Source organism: Natronococcus amylolyticus DSM 10524, from assembly GCF_000337675.1.
Taxonomy (GTDB): Archaea; Halobacteriota; Halobacteria; order Halobacteriales; family Natrialbaceae; genus Natronococcus; species Natronococcus amylolyticus.
Window position 1 is genome coordinate 155,545 of sequence record NZ_AOIB01000031.1, and the last position, 16,965, is coordinate 172,509.

At 67.5% G+C, this 16,965-nt stretch carries 15 protein-coding genes and 1 pseudogene; 7 read left to right on the plus strand and 9 right to left on the minus strand.

The annotated features are described in order from the left end of the window. Nucleotides 1-33: 33 nt before the first annotated feature. On the minus strand, nucleotides 34-1,122 hold the full coding sequence (locus tag C491_RS16045) for a DUF1616 domain-containing protein (RefSeq protein ID WP_005558175.1): 1,089 nt from the start codon (nucleotides 1,120-1,122) through the stop codon (nucleotides 34-36). Between the two features lie 50 nt (nucleotides 1,123-1,172). After that, nucleotides 1,173-3,272: a hypothetical protein gene (locus C491_RS16050; RefSeq protein WP_005558177.1), complete on the minus strand. Its 2,100-nt coding sequence runs from the start codon at nucleotides 3,270-3,272 to the stop codon at nucleotides 1,173-1,175. Between the two features lie 92 nt (nucleotides 3,273-3,364). Here C491_RS16050 and C491_RS16055 point away from each other — a divergent pair, with 92 nt between their 5' ends. The 3 genes from C491_RS16055 to C491_RS16065 are packed head-to-tail and all read left to right on the plus strand — an operon-like array spanning nucleotide 3,365 to nucleotide 6,281. Beyond that, entirely contained in the window at nucleotides 3,365-4,828 is a 1,464-nt protein-coding gene (locus C491_RS16055; RefSeq protein ID WP_005558179.1) for a DUF58 domain-containing protein, read from the plus strand. Further along, nucleotides 4,825-5,337 carry a hypothetical protein gene (locus C491_RS16060; RefSeq protein WP_005558181.1) on the plus strand — a complete coding sequence of 171 codons (513 nt, stop codon included), beginning with the start codon at nucleotides 4,825-4,827 and terminating at the stop codon, nucleotides 5,335-5,337. The genes C491_RS16055 and C491_RS16060 overlap by 4 nt, the downstream gene beginning before the upstream one ends. Further along, on the plus strand, nucleotides 5,334-6,281 hold the full coding sequence (locus C491_RS16065; RefSeq protein WP_005558183.1) for a hypothetical protein: 948 nt from the start codon (nucleotides 5,334-5,336) through the stop codon (nucleotides 6,279-6,281). Before C491_RS16060 ends, C491_RS16065 begins: the two co-directional genes overlap by 4 nt. A 138-nt stretch (nucleotides 6,282-6,419) precedes the next feature. On the opposite strand, the gene C491_RS16070 is transcribed toward C491_RS16065, so the two are convergent. Further along, on the minus strand, nucleotides 6,420-7,085 hold the full coding sequence (locus C491_RS16070) for a helix-turn-helix domain-containing protein (RefSeq protein WP_005558184.1): 666 nt from the start codon (nucleotides 7,083-7,085) through the stop codon (nucleotides 6,420-6,422). Nucleotides 7,086-7,598: 513 nt separating this feature from the next. Here C491_RS16070 and C491_RS16075 point away from each other — a divergent pair. Next, on the plus strand, nucleotides 7,599-8,024 hold the full coding sequence (locus tag C491_RS16075; RefSeq protein ID WP_005558186.1) for an EamA family transporter: 426 nt from the start codon (nucleotides 7,599-7,601) through the stop codon (nucleotides 8,022-8,024). A 36-nt stretch (nucleotides 8,025-8,060) separates the two neighbouring features. Here C491_RS16075 and C491_RS16080 read toward each other — a convergent pair whose 3' ends face one another. Next, a complete protein-coding gene (locus C491_RS16080; RefSeq protein WP_005558189.1) occupies nucleotides 8,061-9,335 on the minus strand; it encodes an RNA-guided endonuclease TnpB family protein in 1,275 nt (424 codons plus the stop codon). Further along, a complete protein-coding gene (locus C491_RS23355) occupies nucleotides 9,332-9,475 on the minus strand; it encodes a hypothetical protein (RefSeq protein ID WP_169331744.1) in 144 nt (47 codons plus the stop codon). Before C491_RS23355 ends, C491_RS16080 begins: the two co-directional genes overlap by 4 nt. Before the next feature lie 95 nt (nucleotides 9,476-9,570). Here C491_RS23355 and tnpA point away from each other — a divergent pair. Continuing rightward, nucleotides 9,571-9,969: pseudogene (gene tnpA / locus C491_RS22035) on the plus strand (IS200/IS605 family transposase). Nucleotides 9,970-10,173: 204 nt separating this feature from the next. Here tnpA and C491_RS16090 read toward each other — a convergent pair. The 4 genes from C491_RS16090 to C491_RS16105 all read right to left on the minus strand — a co-directional run bounded on the left by C491_RS16090 (nucleotide 10,174) and on the right by C491_RS16105 (nucleotide 12,941). Further along, on the minus strand, nucleotides 10,174-11,178 hold the full coding sequence (locus C491_RS16090; protein ID WP_005558192.1) for an AAA family ATPase: 1,005 nt from the start codon (nucleotides 11,176-11,178) through the stop codon (nucleotides 10,174-10,176). Further along, entirely contained in the window at nucleotides 11,175-12,269 is a 1,095-nt protein-coding gene (locus C491_RS16095; RefSeq protein ID WP_005558194.1) for a DUF4350 domain-containing protein, read from the minus strand. The genes C491_RS16090 and C491_RS16095 overlap by 4 nt, the downstream gene beginning before the upstream one ends. Beyond that, the gene (locus tag C491_RS16100) at nucleotides 12,266-12,547 is read right to left on the minus strand and encodes a hypothetical protein (RefSeq protein ID WP_005558196.1); all 282 of its coding nucleotides are present in this window, start codon (nucleotides 12,545-12,547) and stop codon (nucleotides 12,266-12,268) included. Before C491_RS16100 ends, C491_RS16095 begins: the two co-directional genes overlap by 4 nt. Before the next feature lie 85 nt (nucleotides 12,548-12,632). After that, a complete protein-coding gene (locus C491_RS16105) occupies nucleotides 12,633-12,941 on the minus strand; it encodes a HalOD1 output domain-containing protein (RefSeq protein ID WP_005558198.1) in 309 nt (102 codons plus the stop codon). Between the two features lie 163 nt (nucleotides 12,942-13,104). Between C491_RS16105 and C491_RS16110 the strand changes: the two genes are divergently transcribed. Both C491_RS16110 and C491_RS16115 read left to right on the plus strand, forming a co-directional pair. After that, on the plus strand, nucleotides 13,105-16,161 hold the full coding sequence (locus tag C491_RS16110) for an FtsX-like permease family protein (protein WP_049892160.1): 3,057 nt from the start codon (nucleotides 13,105-13,107) through the stop codon (nucleotides 16,159-16,161). 91 nt (nucleotides 16,162-16,252) lie between these two features. Next, nucleotides 16,253-16,918, plus strand: coding sequence for an ABC transporter ATP-binding protein (locus C491_RS16115; RefSeq protein ID WP_049892162.1), 666 nt, complete (start codon nucleotides 16,253-16,255; stop codon nucleotides 16,916-16,918). The last annotated feature ends 47 nt before the right edge of the window (nucleotides 16,919-16,965 follow it).

Below are 16,965 nucleotides of genomic sequence, written 5' to 3' on the forward strand. Positions count from 1 at the left end.
TTTGCCGGGTGGGCTCGAGGTGGTGAGCGCCGATCAGGGCTCCTCGACGTCGACCCAGAGGTGGACGTGGTACTCGGTGTCGTCGGTCGTCGGCTCGTCGGGTACCTCGCCGTCGGGGAACAGCAGCCAGACGATCCGGATGTCCTCGCCGACCATCGTCGGCTCGAGCTCGTGGGTCTGGTGCCAGCTCTCGTCGTGGGCCAGCGTCGTCTCAAAGCGCTCGAGCTCCTGTTGTTCGGTGACGACAGTTTCGTTGACAGCGGTCTGGTTCCCGTCCTCGGCAGCCGAGTCCGTGACGGCGCTCTCGTTGACCACGGTTTCGGTCTGCTGTTCGACCGCGACGACGGTGTAGTCGGTCGTCTCGTGTTCGTGGTTGTCGACGCCGACGATAACCTCGGCGCTCTCACCCTGGGTGAACTCGGTGGGGTAGCCGTCGGCGACGAGTTCGCCGTCGTCGTCCTCGGTGAGGAGGTAGACCGCCGAGAACTGCTCGCCGGCTGGCGGGGAGACGACCGCGAAGCCGACCACGCCGACCGCGAGCACGATCGAGAGCACCAACAGGACGTTCAGAGCACCGTCGAGGCGTGTTTCGGGCTCGAGCAGCTCCGAGCGCCCGGCGGTGTACCACGCACCGTAGGGAACCGCAAACCGCTCCTCGGCGGGGAGTTCCCAGCGGCGGTGGGCCGCGACGGCAGTCGCGAGGACGGTAAAGCCCGACAGCGAGAGCATGATCGGCGTGAGTCGGATCCCCCACGGTGTAAAGTTCAACACGAGGCCGATGAGGGGAACGATGGCGATGCTCAGCCCGAACGCGAGCGCGACGCGCTCGATGCCGTCGATCCCCGCGCGGATCGACTCGCCCGAAAAGCGGGTGGTGTCGTCCGCGTCGTCGGCCGTCGGCGACTCCCCGGCCTCGGGAAACAGCGCGGCGATGAAGACGTAGCCGGGGACGAACAGCGCGAACGCGAGTCCCAGCGGGACCCGAAGCGGCGTATCCCGAACGACGGGAACGAAGACGGCGACGTTGACGAGGAGGGTCACGACGAGCATCGCCGCGAGGTCGGCGGGCAGCCTGCGGATTGGGCGAGGAATCAGCAACCGAAGCGACCGTCGATCGTCCATTCAGTACGTCGTTGACGAGCGGCCAATAAAAGTCGGTCGGTCGAACCGTCCTACGCGGCAGCCGACGCCGAGCCGGTCGTCGCCTCGAGGTCGGCCTCCTCGCAGAGTCGCTCGGCGGTCTCGACGGCGCGTTCGGCCTGCTCCTCGGTAACCTGATCCGGGGTGAAGGCAGCCTGCTCGTAGGTCTCGACGAGTTCCCGAAGGGGGACCCCGTCGGCCGTGTCGTCGGCGTGCTCGCGGTAGAACTCCCAGTGAGTCGCCGCGCCGGGCCGACCGACCGCGCTTCCGTAGGCGTGTCTGACGGCGGCGTGTGCGGTTCGAACCGCGGTGTCGGTTCGGCCGTCCGCGAGCTGTTCGGCCGCCCGGTCCAGCAGGGCGTCGATGCGGTCCTGCGTCATCGCCGGATCGGGGCCGCGTGTGGGTCCGCCGACCGCGATCGACGGCGCCCGGTCGAGGTCGTCCCGCCTCGAGCGACGCCGCCACCAGCCGGCCAGCCCGAGGACGCCGATTCCCAGCAGTGCGCCGATGCCGACGATGGCCGACTGCGGAACCGGCAGCGAGTCGCCGCCGTCTGGCATCGTTACGGTCTCCTCGGCCTCTGCCGCGGCCATGTTCGATCCGGCGCCGTCGTAGCTGACGGCGACCGTAACTTCGTCGCCGTCGACCGAGCCGGTGTCGACGGTGCCGGCGATCCCGCCGTCCTCGTCGGTCTCGACCGTCTCCGCCGCCACGCCGTCGACCTGGATCTCGAGGGTCTGGTTGTCGAGGGGCTCGCCGTCGGCGGTCGCGAGGCTGCCGTCGATCGCGACCTCCTCGTCGCCGATCGCCGTCGCCGTCGCCGTCAGCTCGGTTTCGGTCTCGGCGACGCTAATCGGTGCCTCGGCGGGCGTCGCGGTGAGCGTTCGGTCCTCGTATGGGAGCGAGGCGGTTACCGTCCCCTCACCGGCCGAGACGTTCGCCGGTGTCTCCACCTCACCCTCGAAGTTCCCCTCCGAGGCGTTTACCGTCCCGATGAGTTCGCCGTCGACGGTGATCGCGACCGGCACGTCGTCGACGGGCTCTCCGGCGGCGGTCACCGTTCCGCTGACCGACAGGGGATCGCCGTAGGCGACCTCGTCGGTCGCCGTCAGGTCGTCGATCGTCGCCGTCGTCTGTTCGGGCGTCACCTCAACCTCCTGCTCGGCGCCGAGGTAGTTCGTGTCGCCGTCGGGAACGTACTCGACGGTTACCGTCTCCTCGTCGAGCGCGAGATCGGTCGGTCGGTACTCGAACTCGAACTCGTTCTCGTCGCCGGCCCACCAGTCACCGCTCGGCTCGCCGACGGCGACGGGCTCGTCCTCGACTCGGATCTCGAGGTCGCCCTCGATCGGCTCGCCGTCCGCGGTTCGGACCGCGCCGCGGACGACCATCGGATCCTCGAGGGACGCCGTCTCGTCGACGACCTCGAGGTCAAGTTCGGTCTCGACGAACTGCTCGTCGCGGACGGCCGTCTGCTCGCTCTCGATCTCGCTTCGGCTCTCGTTGACCGACGCCGCCGAGTCGGAGTGGTCCTCGTCGGTCTCGTTGTCGATCGTTTCGTAGCTCGTGACGGCGTCCTCACCGGCCTCGTCGATCTCGTTGGACAGCGCCTCGAGTTCGCGCGCGAGGTCGTGGGCGCGCTCCTGATCACCCTCCTGGAGCGCCTCCTCGTACTCCGCGCGAGTCTCGTCGTACTCCTCGATGGTGTCTGCCATCCGTTCCTGGGACTCGGAGGCGTTCCGGTAGGCTTCCGCCGAATCGTCCTCGTCGCCGGTGTCGCCGGAGACCTCGGCGTACTGCTCGAGGCGCTCGTCGTAGTCGTCACCGAGATGCTCGCGGGCCTGCTCGTACTGGCCCTCGCTCAGGGCGACCGAGCTGTCTCCGAGCTGATCGGAGAGCTGGTCGGAGAGCCAGGACTCGAGTTCCTCGTCGTCGCCGGCCTCGTCGTACTCGTCGGGGTTCTGATGGGGGGGCGTCTCGTTGGCCGCTGGGTCGTCGTTCGCGCTCGCGAGCGCGTCGCCTGCGATCGACTGGGAGGACTCGCCGGCGGGGGCGCCCGCGGCGGTCGCCGCGAGCGGCAGCGAACACGCCAACAGCGCGAGAACGAGCGCACGGACGACGACCTGGTTCACGATCGGTAATTCACGCCGCCGAACAAAAGCCTGTCTGCTCGCCCCGACGGACAACCAGTAGGTTCAACACGTCACCGAAAAACCACTGGAGTATGCGACCGACGCGGCAGATCTGGGCGGTGGGTGCGATCGCGGGAGCGCTCGCCGTCCTCGCCGCCGTCTTCGCCCGTCCGCTGTTGCTCGCGGCGACGGTGCTACTCGGCGCGTGGATCCTCGTTCGGCAGCTCCTGTTCGTTCGCGGCGTCGCCGATACGGTCGACTCGCTGACGGTTCGCCAGCTGCCGGCCGCAAACACCGTCCGGGCGAACGCGGAGATCCCGGTTACCCTCGAGGCGACGCTCGACGCGCCTGCCCGCCTGCTGCTGTCGTTCGAGGGCGGCGTGCCGATGGGTGCGAGCGCTGCGGCGCCGCTGTCGACGGTGCTCGAGCCCGGGACGGCGACGACCCGCGAAACCACTACGGTCTCCTGGCCCGTCGCGGGTCGCCACCGGTTCAACCCGGTATCCGTGACCGCGACCGACGGGCTGTTTACGGCGACGATGCCGGCCGAGTCGCGACCGTCGGTGACCGTCGAACCCCGCGGGCCCCACGCCGTCCACGTCGGCCGCGGCGGCGACGAGGTGTCGATCGCCCAGGGCGAACACGAGGCCGGCCAGCGCGGTCCCGGCCTCGAGCCGGCCGAGCTGCGCGAGTACGTGCCGGGCGACTCGGCCGACGAGATCGACTGGAAGGCGACCGCGCGGCTCAACACGCTTCACGTCCGCGAGTACGAGACCGAAACCCACCGCCCGACGATGCTGATCGTCGACCACCGCGGTGGGCTCGCGGCGGGCCCGCCGGGGGAGTCGAAGCTCGCCTACCTCCGGGAGGTCGCCCTCGCGGTCGCCGCGAACGCCCGCGAACTCGACGACCCGCTCGGGCTGATCGCTGTCGGCGACGAGGGGATCACGACCCGGATCACCCCCACGACGGGGCCAGCGGCGTACCTGTCGATCCGGCGACGGCTGCTCGATCTCGAGCCGACCGGAACGGACGGTGACGGAAACCCCCCGGAGACGGCCGGACGCAGCCACTCAGTTCCGGGGCCGGCACCGTCGCCGACCCGCCCACGGACGGCCCTGTCGGCCCTCGAGGGCTCGAGGGACGCGTTCGCGCGAACGCTCGAGCCGTACTACGCGGCTCGAACCCGGTACGACGTCCGGTTCGACTCCGAGCCGCTGCTGGGCGCGGTCCGAACGGCACTCGGCGGCCAGGACAGCCGCCAGTGGACGGTCATCTGCACGGACGACTCGGATCCGGAGACGCTGTACGAGACGGTCCGATTCGCCCGCGCCCGCGGGAGCGAGGTCCTGCTGTTGCTGACCCCGTCGGTGCTGTTTGCGACCGACGGAGTCGGCGACCCCGACCGGGTTGCCGACAGCTACCTCGAGTTCGAGGAGCTGCGACGCGACCTCGACCGAATGGATGCGGTCACGGCGTTCGAGGTCGCCCCGCAGGAGCGGCTGTCGGCGGTTCTCGAAACGACGCGCTCGCGCTCGCGGGGTGCGATCCGATGACCGACTACCCGACGGGAAGCTACGTCGAGTCGACGTTCCTCACGGAGCGACCCTCGCCGTGGTCGACCGCCCTCGGCGCGGTCGCGCTCGTCGCTACCTTCGGCGCGGCGGCCGGTCCGCCCGGCGTCGGCGCCGGGATCGCGACGGCCCTGCTGTGGTACGGGTTCGGAACGCCGTACGCCGTCGCCGTCGGCCACGTACTGTTGCTGGCGCTGTTTCCGGACGGGATCGATCCGATCTCCTTCGTCATCGTCGAGGCCGGGCTGGTCACGCTGCTCGTCGTCCCCGTCCTGCGGAGCCGAGCGCCGCTTCGAACCGCCACCGGAACGCTGCTGGCCGTCGCCGGACTGGGCGCCGTGAGCTGGCTCGCGGTCGTCTCGCTGTCGCTGTGGCAGGCCGCCGGAGTCACCGCCGGGGCGGTCGCGCTCGCGAGCTACGGGGCGTACCGGTACGGGCTGGTCGCGCTCGGCCTCGTCGACGACGAACCATCCTCCACTACCGACGAATGAGTACACACGACTTCGAATCCAGCGATCGAACCGAGACCGAGACTGCCCCCGAAGGGACGGCTGCCGAGACGGCCGACCGACTCGAGCAAGCCGAGGCTCGAGCGGATCTGCTCGCCGAGGAGAACCGACGGCTCCGGGCCCAGAACGCGCGTGCGCGTCGCTCGAAGTACCGACGGACGGCCCTCGGGCTCGTCGCGATCGGCCTCTGTGCGGTCGCGGGCGGAGTTATCTTTCCCGAGAGCCGCGAGATCCTGCTCGCGCTAGGGGCGACGGGGCTGTTCGGCGGTCTGCTCACGTACTACCTGACGCCCGGCCAGTTCGTCGCCGCCGAGGTCGGCGAGCGCGTCTACGCCGCCTGGGCGGCCAACGGCGACTCGCTCGCGGCCGAGCTCGGCCTGCGCGAAGACCGGATGTACGTCCCCGACGAGCGAGCCGACACCGCTCGGCTCTACGTTCCCGCCGGTGCCGGGGTCGAGCCGCCGACGGACGCTGACGGGCCGGTGATCGTCGAACGCGATCAGCGGGGGCTGCTCGTGGCGCCGACCGGGGCGACGCTGTTCGAGGAGTTCCAGCGGACGCTGTCGGGCGAGCTCGCGAGCCGACCCGAGCCGCTCGCGGTACAGCTCGCCGACGGCCTCGTCGAGGGGTTCGAACTCGCCGACGGCGCCGATCCCGACGTCGACGCGGCTGCGGGACGGATCACCGTCGGCATCACGGACAGCGCCTTCGGCGCCGTCGATCGGTTCGATCACCCGATCGCCTCGTTTCTCGCCGTCGGGCTGGCGGTCGGACTCGACCGCCCGATCACGCTCGAGGTCGACGCCGGCGACGACCGCGCCGACTGGCTCGTCACGTGTCGGTTCGAGCCGGACGCCGCCGAGGAGGACGGGACGGACGAGGACGAACCGACCGGCGAGGACCTCGAGTTCGACGACGACGAGTAGTACGGCTGCTATCCCCGTAGTCGGCAGTAGGCCTCTGGCTTCTCGCTCCGAGCCGTGAACGCGAGTAGGTCGTGACGCTGCCGAGGACAGATCGTGGCTTCGGGGTAATCTCTCCGACACTGCATCGAGTAGCCGTGCTCAATTCGAGTTTTCACCGTCGTCTAACAGAGAGGAGACGATGAGTCGTTTGGTTCCACGCCGTAGGAGACCGCTGGCTGCGGGTTGGGAGATATCAAGATCGGCGGCGACTTCGCTGAGAGTTGCGCTCCGTGGATCTTCGAAATATCCTCTCTCGAGCGCGACGAGGAGTGCCTCCCGTTGGCTATCGGTCAATCCTGCGTCCGTACTCCCCAAACTGGCGTACTCGTTGACGCGCAGTAACTCGATCTCGATGTCGTTCCGATCCGCGTACTCCCACAGCGATGCCAGGTTCGTCCGTTCGGGCACCCATACCGTTAGAATCCACCCGTTGCCGTCGTTCTCCATGTCGAGTATGACGCCGTTCGCGGTCGAAATGATCGGCGAGATGATCTTCGCTTCGTCGGTATACTCGAAGCTGTAGATCGCCTTCTCGTCTCTGGTCTCGATAACTCGTTCGAACTCGCCGATGGTGTGATCGTTCCGCAATCCGTCCTCGAACCGGTGAAAATCGGACGACCGAATGCGGTAGAAGAACTTCCCCGACGTAGGATCGGTTCCTGCCTCTAGCACAGACTTGACGTTCGCGCTCTGGTCGTGAGTGACTGTCTTCGTGAGCACGATGTCGGGGTGCTCGATTCGGACAACCGCTTTGATGTCAGTCACTGTTCTACGGAATAGGCGTCTATAATATATGAGCATGTATATCTGGTGAGGCCAGTCGTCCCGCTCAGAACAGGTTTGTCGCACGCGAAGTTCATTTCAGTGAAACAGGGCGTGGTAGGAACGGTACAAACGGGTGGTCCGGAGGAGTCGGGAACACTACTCGAGACGCGGACGGACGCGTGTCGAACATCTCTCGTGGAGCTGTCGGGCGATACGTCCTCGTTCTGCGTGCGCCGGTCGGCCTCACTACAGCCACCGAGCAACGGTCGAAAGCAGTCAGGAGTGTACGAAATCTTTTGGACCCGATATAAATGGATTATTCGATTAAGAGAGAGACCGATCCGGGTATAGGTGGTATGGAGTACGTATGGCACAGAGACATCATGCCGACGACCGAGGCGGCGACACTGAACCGAGCTTCTACCTCCCCGCCGGGGATACCCCACCGTTCTACGCCAGTCACTTCGAGCGTCTCTGGGCGACACTGTTCAGTCGTTACGCTGAGTCGTCATAATGGGGCTTCCTGAGATAGATTCGGCCGTATTCTTCGGTTCGATTACGATGGTAACGTGGGGGATCTGGGTCGTCCTTGGCAACGCTGCGTCGGAGTCTATCGACCCGAGGACGGCCGCCGCGATCTCCTATCTCGTTGCGGGACCCCTCGCGCTCGGATACGTCCTCGTTTCGGACGCATCGCTCGCCATTACTGCGAAGGGCGGGCTGCTCGCCGGCGTGGCCGGATTGTTCACCGGAATCGGCCTGATTTCGATGTACGTCGGTCTCTCCGGCGGGTCGACGACGGTCGTCTCTACGCTCGGTGCGATGTACTTCGTCGTCGCAGCGCTCATCGGGATGGCCATTCTCGGAGACGAGATTACGATAGTGAGATTTGCTGGAATAACGTTCGCAATTATCGGGGTCGTCCTGGTTTCCCAGTGAACCGCCTCGGGGTCAAGCCCCGAGGCTTCCCGTGGTTTAGTCGGATACTCCCATCCGACCATCGGCCTGATAGCCTCGAACGGTCGGGTGGGTCACGGTCGGGGCGTCCACAGCCCCCGATGCCTGCCGTCGCACCTTCCGAACAACGGGAAGGCTGTTGAGAGCAGGCACATTCCAATCGAGTTTCTTCACACCTTTGACGGCGATATTGACGCTTGCACCACGGTCGCTGTGGTCTTGATGCCCACAGTCCTTGCACTTTAATCGCTTCTTGTTGCGGTTCGCACCCTCCGTATGACCACACATCGGACAGCGTTGACTCGTGTACTCAGGGTTAATCCACGCAGTCGGAATCCCCTCGAACGAGGCTTTGTACGACGTATAGAACTGAAGGGCGCGGAACGGGAGGTGGTGCAAGCGTCGGTTCATCCGAGTGCCGCAGTCGATACTGTCGCGTATCTCTTTGAGGTCTTCAAAGACGATGCACGGCCTCTCAAACTGACGGCTCCACTCCACGATGTGCCGAGACACTTTGTGGAGTCGGTCGCGGACAAACCGTTCTTCCCGCCCTTCGAGTGTATCGTGGATGCTGTCTTTCCCCGCGTTCTGCACACGCTTCCGCATCGTGAAGTAGCGGTGGCGCTCGAACTTGATTTCGGGGAAGTCGATAACCAGTGTATCCTCGACGCCACCCTCGGACAGTGCGGTGAGAGCCACGTTATCCTCGTTCACGTCCACACCGATGAGCGTCCGCGAGTCCTGCTTGTCACGAACGGTCTGCTCGGTGTTAGTGACGTTGACGTGCAACTCGGCGTTCTCGTTGTGGAACAGGGCTTCTGCCGTCCCAATCTTCCACCCCTCGCCTTCGAGTGCGGTCTTGAGAATATCGAGGTGAGTGTCACTCCCTTTGAGGACGCCCTTGACGTGTTTGTACGGCTTCGCGCTAATGCGGAACGCCACGTCGCCGTCGTCGGTAAGCGACAGGTTGTACCCTTCCTCGTAGTTCGCACGAAGCGGGTACTCGCCGTCCTTGGTGTGGCTCGGCTGGCCGAAGTCGTCGTACTCGTAGTAGTTCTCCATCGCACCAAGTGCTTTGGCGACGACACGCTGTGTCGTGTTTTTCACGAGGTTGGCGTCTTCGGCTACTCGGTCGGGAATTGCGTCCCAGTCAACGCCCTGCTTGGCGAGGCGGATGGTTTCGTTGTACGCCAACCGTGCTTCGAGCGTGGCATCGTACAGCAGGCTCTCGTTGTCACTCCGGATGTCGAGTTGGAAGTCCAGCGTTTTGAGGAGAGCCTGTGTGTCGGTCATTCTTGGTCGTTGGGTTGGACGTAGCGGTAGTGGAGGAGGAGCGTGCGGAGTACGCTGTCGAAACTCGTGTGGCCCTCCTCGTCCTTGAGTTCATCAAGGTCGTCGTACACAGCATCGGATACCTTGAGTTGCTTCGTCACGTCTACCCCTTGTTCTTCCACACTTAAAGGTATACTGGTGGTTGTCTATGAGTCATCTCAAAGAGTACTTTTGATTGGTTGTTGTGTTGGTGGGTATGGGTGAGAAGCGGTCGAATCACACGGTATACAACGTCAACTACCACTTCGTGTGGTGTCCAAAATACCGCCACGCAATTCTCGAACCAATCGAAGACTCGCTGAAAGCGAGTTTCCGCGACGTGTGCGACGAGTACGGCTACGAGATACTGTCGCTACACATCTCACCCGACCACGTACACCTGTTCCTGCCAGCCCACCCAAAGCACGCACCGAGCGAGATTGTGCGAACGGTCAAGAGCATCACAGCGCAGGAGATGTGGGAACAGCACGAACCGTTCTTGGAGGAGTATCTGTGAGGTGGCGGATTTTGGGAGGAATCGTACTACGTTGGGACAGCAGGTGATGTTTCGACCGACACGATTGAACAATATATTGAGCGAACGGAACACGTTTAGCGGGGCTTACGGCCTTCACCCTCGGGGTCAAGCCCCGAGGCACTCGGCCTGTTCCGCCTGTAGATTGCCCGTGTGTAAGGGGAGTTTCGCGGAGGGGTCTAGACGACGAAGCCGTGCCCGAGAAGTAGGCTCCGGAGCGGCAGCGAACCGTCCTCGAGTCGGTCCGAAAGATCGGGACCGCGGATCGTCTGCGAAAACGGACCGCTAGTTCGGCGTCGGTTTCCCGCCGAGGTCGTCGGTGTCCGGGACCGTGACGGTGTCGAGGATCTCTTCGACGACGTCTTCGGGGTTGACGTCGCTCAGCTCCGCCTCCGTGTCCAGGACGAGGCGGTGGACCAGGACGGGCTCCGTGAGAGCCTTGACGTCCGCGGGTGTTGCGTACTCGCGGCCGCGGATCGCCGCCCGGGCCTTGATCCCCTCGAGGAAGGCGAGCGACGCCCGCGGGGAGACGCCGTGGTTGACGTCGGGGTGGTCTCGGCTCGCCGCGACGAGGTCGAGGACGTACTCCGTGACTGGGTCGGCGACGTGGACCTCGGTGACGGCCTTTCGGGCGCCGCGGATGTCCTCGGTCTGGACCGCCTGGTCGATCGTCGACGGGCCCAGTTCGGGCTGCTCGTCGAACCGCCGAAGCAGCTCGGTCTCCTCCTCGCGGTTCGGCAGCCCGACCGTGAGCTTGAACATGAATCGGTCCCGCTGGGCCTCCGGGAGCTCGAAGACGCCCTCCATCTCGATCGGGTTCTGGGTCGCGACGACCATGAACGGCTCCGGCAGGGCCAGCGTCTGGCCCTCGATCGTGACGGTTCGTTCCTGCATCGCCTCGAGCAGTGCCGACTGGGTCTTCGGCGTCGCGCGGTTGATCTCGTCGGCGACGACGAGGTTCGAGAAGACCGGCCCCCGCTGGAGCTCGAACTGGCCGGTCGGCTCCCGGTAGATCTGGGTACCGGTGATGTCGGCCGGCAGAATGTCGGGGGTCATCTGGATGCGCTGGTAGTCGAGCCCGGTCGCCCGCGCCAGCAGGTTCGCGATCGTCGTCTTGGCGACGCCGGGGACGCCCTCGAGCAGGAGGTGGCCCCGCGTCAGCAGTGCGATCGTCAGGTGTTCGATCGCCTCCTCGTTGCCAACCAGGACCCGCCCGGTTTCGGTCCTGATCTTCTCGTACACCGTCTGTGGATCGTCCGCGAAGGGCCAGTTCCGGTCCGTCTCGCTCATCGATCCCCGTGTTTCGAGCGGGAACGGTTAAGCGCTGTTATCGTTTCCTGGACCTGCTCGTCGTCCCAGTCGGGATGGCGCTCCCGGAGCAGTTCGGCCCGTTCGGCGTCCGACAGGGCCGATCCGGGCTCGTCGCCGGAGCCGAGTCGATCGCGGACGGTCCCGACGCCGTTCCGGAAGGTTCGGTTCGAGGCGCCGATGACGGCGACGACGACGAACAGCCCGACCAGTGACTGTAGCGCCGGCAGCTCCCGCAGGGTCAGCGTAATGCTCGCCAGCGGCGGCAGCTCCTCGCCGTGGCTCAGATCGAGCAGGACGCGATCGTCGTCGGCGTACTGGCGCTGGAGGAACGCCGCGTTGTCGGGTTCGCCGTACATCGCGTTGATCGTGATGCTCGGGTCGCCGACGACGACGACCTCGCCGCTGCCGACGTCCTCGACGGTCGCGACAGGGTAGGCGTCGAACGCCGTGTCGTCCTCGAGCTCCGTCCCCGGCGAGTCGGCGAGGTGGGCGTAGTCGCTGGTTCCGATCAGGGCGGTCGCGCCGTTTGGATCGACGGCCGTCGCGTGGTTGAGCGTGAGCTGGTCGACGCCGGCGGTCCGTTCGTGGTTGGCGGTCGCGGTAGTGATCGGCATCGCCGGCCCCTGGTCGTGGCTTTGCTCGTCGAGCAGGACGCTCCCGTTCGTGCGGGCGTCGGCGCCGACGGCGTCGAGCAGGTCGTTCGCGTCGGTGCCGTAGTTCTCGAGAACGACCAGGGTGCCGCCGTTACCGACGAACTCCTGGACGCGGGCGGCGTCGGCCGCGCCGTAGGGCTCGTCGGGCGCGACGACGATCGCCGTCGTCTCCTCGGCGGGAACCTCCTCGTAGCGGTCGGTCTCCCGGATCAGCTCGCCCTCGACGTCGTCGTCGGTCTGGATCACCTCCCGGAAGTCGTCGGTCCCGTCCCACGCGGGGTTGTACGGGCCGAACGCGGCCGAGGAGGTGGTCGCGGCGACGAACAGGCCGACGATAACGACGGCGCCGAGGGCGACCAGCAGCGCGGCGGGCCAGTCGATCCCGTCGCCGTCGGTGACGTACTCGCGGGGGTTCAAAACGGCATCACCTCCGGCGGCAGAATCTCGAGGATCCGCCGGACGACGATGATCGCGAACCCGACGAGGCCGAGCCCGATCAGCCACAGCAGGCGCCGTCGCCAGGCCGGCGTGATGTTGACCGGTGCGGTCAGCTCGGTGACGATCAACAGCCCGATCAGCGAGAGCACGAAGAACAGCTCGTAGGAGAGACTGCCCAGCAGCGTCAGCGCGACGATCGTCGCGAGCATCCAGGCGAGCTGTCCGTGGACGAACCGCATCCGGCGCTGGGTCGGCATCTACTCGAGTGAGCGAGCGCAGGGACCGTAAATCTCTCGTTCGAGCGACCGGTCGGGAACCGAGACCGTCGGTCGAGCCGACCCGTCACCGATCGTCGTCGAAGATCCGGATCCGGCCGGCGTCGTCGACGCGAACGCGGTAGTCGAGAAAGACGAACTCGACCGCGACGGTCCCGCCGCCGTCGCCGTCGCCGACGAGGGTGTCGAGCGCCTTCGGGTCGACGCTGTCGAGCAGCGTCGCGCCGTACTCGTCCTCGATCGCCGTCGGATCGACTCCCTCGGCCGCGGCGATCGATTCGACGACCGCGATGCTGGCCGTGGTCCGCTCGTCGTAGCGTCGCTCGAGTACCGACGACTCGTTCGCGTCGTCCGAATCCCCATTACTCGCGGGCATAGCTCCGAGCAGCTACTACGACGATCACCGCTATAGCGGTACTGTATCACATCCTGCATTTCTTCGGCGAGAGAAACGGGCTGCAGTCCGCGGCCGCCGGTCGGAGCGACTCCGGCATTTATTTACGGCGACACTTCCCCTACAACTGCACTGTCTGACCTCAATGACGTATCTTCGGGTGCTCGTCGGTCGCTGGTCGCGCCGGGACCGACTCGCGGTGCTGGTTATCGCGCTGACGGTGGCGCTGCTGGTCGGCGCCGCGCTGCTCGTCGTCGCCGCCGGCGACCAGACGCACAACCTCGCGGCCGAACACGAGGGGAACGCGTCGGTCGTCGGCTACGGCTCGGTCGACCGCGCGAGCCAGGCGGCAGGTCCCGACGATGTCGTGCTTCCAACGGCGACCGCCGTCGGCCCCGAGGGAGACACCGATCGAATCGTCGGGATTCCCGCTGACGCCCCGGCGCTCGGACTCCCCGCCCAGCCCGACGGCACCGTCGCACCCGACGCGAATGGAGAGACGTGGCGCCTCGAGGGGAGCGACGGAACGACGACGGCGGAAGTCGAGCCCGCGAACGCCTCGGACGGGATCGTTCCACCGACGTGGCTGCGGACGACACCCGAGACGCTCGAGGAGGTCGGGCCGACGGGCGCGCTCGTCGTCTCGCCGGCCGACGGGGACGGGAACGAGGATCGCGAGGGTGCTCCGGTTGTGGGGGCGCTCGAGTTCTTCACACAGGGCGCGGACGACGTCCTCGGGATCGTCCGAACGGGCGTCGCTGCCGCCGGTGTGATCGTCGCCGCGACGCTCTCGAGCGTCGTCCGGATGACGATTCGGGATCGCGCGCGAACGATCCGGGTGGCTCGAGCGACGGGCGCACCGCCGCGGCGAATCCGGGCCGCGCTCGCGGCACGGGCCGGGGCGATCGCGGCCGCTGGCGGCGTTCTCGGCTACGCGATCGGCGTCGTCGTCACCAACGCGGCGGTGACCGCCGCGATCGTGGTCGGTCTACCGACGACCCTGTCGGTGACGGTGACGCCCGACCTCGTCCGGTTCGTCGCCGCGATGCTCGCCGCGATCACCCTCGTCGGGATCGCGACGGGGTACGTCACGGCTCGCGCCGCGACGACGAAACCGCCCGCACTGGTCGGTCGCGACGGCCGCGACGGCGGCTCGAGCACCCCGAGCGGACGGCTCCGACGTATCGGTGGCGGCGTCCGGGGTCGCCTCGGGCCGACGGTGCTCGCGGCACGGACGGTCGTTCCGACGACGGCGACGCTGTCGACGTTCGCGGTGATCGTCCTGCTCGTCGCGTCGCTCGGGACGATCGGCGCCTCGCTGTCGACGGCGGGGACGACGGTCGCCGATCCCGACGCCTCGCACCCGGCCGAGAGTCGGGTGTCGGCCGACTACGCCGAGACGCTCGCGGAGCGAGGCGTCCCCGCCAGCCCCGAGATCCTGCTGTTCGCGAGTCACGGCGAGGAGCCGTACCTCGTCCGCGGCGTCGACTACGCCGCGTTCGAGTCGGTCTCCGACGCCCGGATCGTCGACGGGGACCCGCCGGCGGACGACGAGGAGGCCGTCGTGGGCGTCGAGCTGGCCGACGCTCTCGGGCTCGAACCCGGCGACGAGCTCGCGGTCGGCGGGAGCACCGACCCCGCAGTCGGAGTAGTAACCGTCGCCGGCACCGTCGAAACCGGCGGGTTCGCGGATCACCAGCTGCTGGTCTCGCTGCCGACGGCCCGCCACCTGTCGGGGCTCGAGTCGGACGAGGTGAACCAGATCCGAACGACCGCAACCGGGGTGTCCGACGCGGCCGAGAGGGCCGAGACGGAGTCGGTGACGGTCGTCGACCTCGAGGCACCGGATTACGTCCGTCCTGGCGAGACGGTTTCCGTCGAGGCGACCGTCTGGAACCCCACGACCGAGACCGTCGAACGGGAGCTCGAGGCGACGATCGGCGAGGCCGAACAGCGCCGATCCGTCGAGCTCGGGGGCTACGAGCGACGGACCGTGGCGTTCGAGCTGTCGGCGCCGCTGGCCGGCGAGTACGAGCTGTCAGTCGGCGACGACGAAACGACGGTCACCGTCGACGACGCGCCGCCGCTCGAGTCGCTCTCGCTGCCGGAGTCGGGCCCGACGGGTGCGTCGCTGTCAGTTCCCGTCCGCGAAACGACCGGGGATCCGGTCTCGAACGCGACCGTCGAAGTCGGGAACCGTACGGCCGCAACCGGATCCGACGGCGTCGCCCGGATCGAACTGCCGGAGGCACCCGGGACGTACGACGCGACGGTCTATGCGGGCGAGCGCGAGCAAAACGAGACGATTCGAGTGGCCCACGACGCCGATCCCGAGCCGGCGACGTCGCTGTCGATCAGCCCGTCCTCGCCCTCGGTTCACGCCCAGCCGACCGCGACGGTCGACCTCGAGAACCCCTGGGATCGCCCGCTCGAGACCGAGATCGAACTCGACGGCGCCGGGACGACCGATCGAACGACGGTGGCTCTCGAGCCCGGCGAGACGGCGACGCGAACGGCGACGCTGTCCCGCCAGCCGCCCGGCGAACACACCGTTACCGTCGGGGCCGGGGACCGAACGCTGGCGACCGCGGAGTACGAGGTCGTCGGCGACGACCGCGTGGTGAGCGCGCTCGCCGCCAGCGGCCACCACCGATCCGACGGCGGTGTCGAGTCGGCGGTCGAGTACGCGATGGGGAACCTCCAGGTCCTACTGAGCGCGCTGACGGGGCTCGCGGCGGTGACCGTCGTCGGGGCGACCAGCGCCGTCCTCGCGCGGGCGATCCGCGCCCGTCGTCGGACGATCGCGATCTACCGCGCGACGGGCGCCTCGCCGGGGCGCGTGCTCGCGGTCGTTCTCGGGGACGCGGCGCGGATCGGGGTCGTCGCCGCCGCCGCCGCAGTCGGAATCGGGATCGTCGCCCTCGAGGCCCTCGCCGCGGCGGGCCAGCTGACGGCCTTCGGCATCTCGCTCGAGCCGCGACCGACGGCGACGGTCGCGCTCGGCGTCTTCGCTGGCGGCCTCGTTCTGACGCTGCTCGCGGCGCTCGTCGCGACCCTGCCGCTGGTGTGGCGCTCGCCGGCCTCGCTGCTGTCCGAGCCCTCGGCGGGACCGACGACCACCGATCGCCGCGCACAGCTCGACTCGAAGCCGGAGCGAAAGCAACGACGGGACCCGGAGCCAGCGGCTGGCGCGGACGACTGACGGCTCGTCGGCGGGCTCGAGCTTGCCCTCGGATTGTCGTCGCTCGCCGGAGAGGTACAGCTATTTGAGCGACGGGTTCCAACCGATCCCCGTGACCACAGACGAGCCCGTGCTGGCCGCGGCCGACGTCTCGGTCCGTCGCGGGAGCCAGCCGATCCTCGAGGATCTCTCGCTGTCGATCCCGGCGGGCTCGCGGACGCTCGTCCGGGGACCGAGCGGCGCCGGAAAGTCGACGCTGTTCTCGGTGCTCGGGCTGCTCGAGCCGCCCGACAGCGGTCGGGTGCTGGTCGACGGAACGGACGCTAGCGGGCTCTCGGAGCGCCAGCGGGCCCGGCTGCGCCGGGACGCGATCGGCTTTGTCTTCCAGGACTTCCAGCTGGTGCCGGACCTGACCGTCCACGAGAACGCCGTACTGCCCCAGCACCACGGCGGCGACCGCGACGAGGCGTGGGTCGACGAACTGCTCGAGACGCTCGCAGTCGCCGACCGGGCGGATCGGTATCCGGCGACGCTCAGCGGCGGCGAGAAACAGCGGGTCGCGATCGCGCGCGCGCTCGCGAACCGGCCCGATGTCGTCCTGGCCGACGAACCGACTGGCCAGCTCGATCCCGAGACGACCGAGCGCGTGGTCGGGCTGCTCGTCGACGTCCAGGAGTCGGCGGGCACCGCGCTCGTGACGATCAGCCACGATCCGTCGCTCGAGGGACTGTTCGATCGGACCGTGACGCTTCGCGACGGGCGGCTGCTCGAGGAGTGATACGGATTGCTGTAACGATGTACCGGCGTAACCGCGACCCGTGCGGC

Excerpts from the sequence above, each read along its gene's own strand:
- C491_RS16105 (WP_005558198.1), bottom strand. The coding sequence starts at position 12,941 with ATGCCCGCGAGTAATGGGGATTCGGACGACGCGAACGAGTCGTCGGTA.
- C491_RS16080 (WP_005558189.1), bottom strand. The coding sequence starts at position 9,335 with ATGACCGACACACAGGCTCTCCTCAAAACGCTGGACTTCCAACTCGAC.
- C491_RS16060 (WP_005558181.1), top strand. The coding sequence starts at position 4,825 with ATGACCGACTACCCGACGGGAAGCTACGTCGAGTCGACGTTCCTCACG.
- C491_RS16100 (WP_005558196.1), bottom strand. The coding sequence starts at position 12,547 with ATGCCGACCCAGCGCCGGATGCGGTTCGTCCACGGACAGCTCGCCTGG.
- C491_RS16075 (WP_005558186.1), top strand. The coding sequence starts at position 7,599 with ATGGGGCTTCCTGAGATAGATTCGGCCGTATTCTTCGGTTCGATTACG.
- C491_RS16110 (WP_049892160.1), top strand. The coding sequence starts at position 13,105 with ATGACGTATCTTCGGGTGCTCGTCGGTCGCTGGTCGCGCCGGGACCGA.
- C491_RS16055 (WP_005558179.1), top strand. The coding sequence starts at position 3,365 with ATGCGACCGACGCGGCAGATCTGGGCGGTGGGTGCGATCGCGGGAGCG.
- C491_RS16090 (WP_005558192.1), bottom strand. The coding sequence starts at position 11,178 with ATGAGCGAGACGGACCGGAACTGGCCCTTCGCGGACGATCCACAGACG.
- C491_RS16045 (WP_005558175.1), bottom strand. The coding sequence starts at position 1,122 with ATGGACGATCGACGGTCGCTTCGGTTGCTGATTCCTCGCCCAATCCGC.
- C491_RS16065 (WP_005558183.1), top strand. The coding sequence starts at position 5,334 with ATGAGTACACACGACTTCGAATCCAGCGATCGAACCGAGACCGAGACT.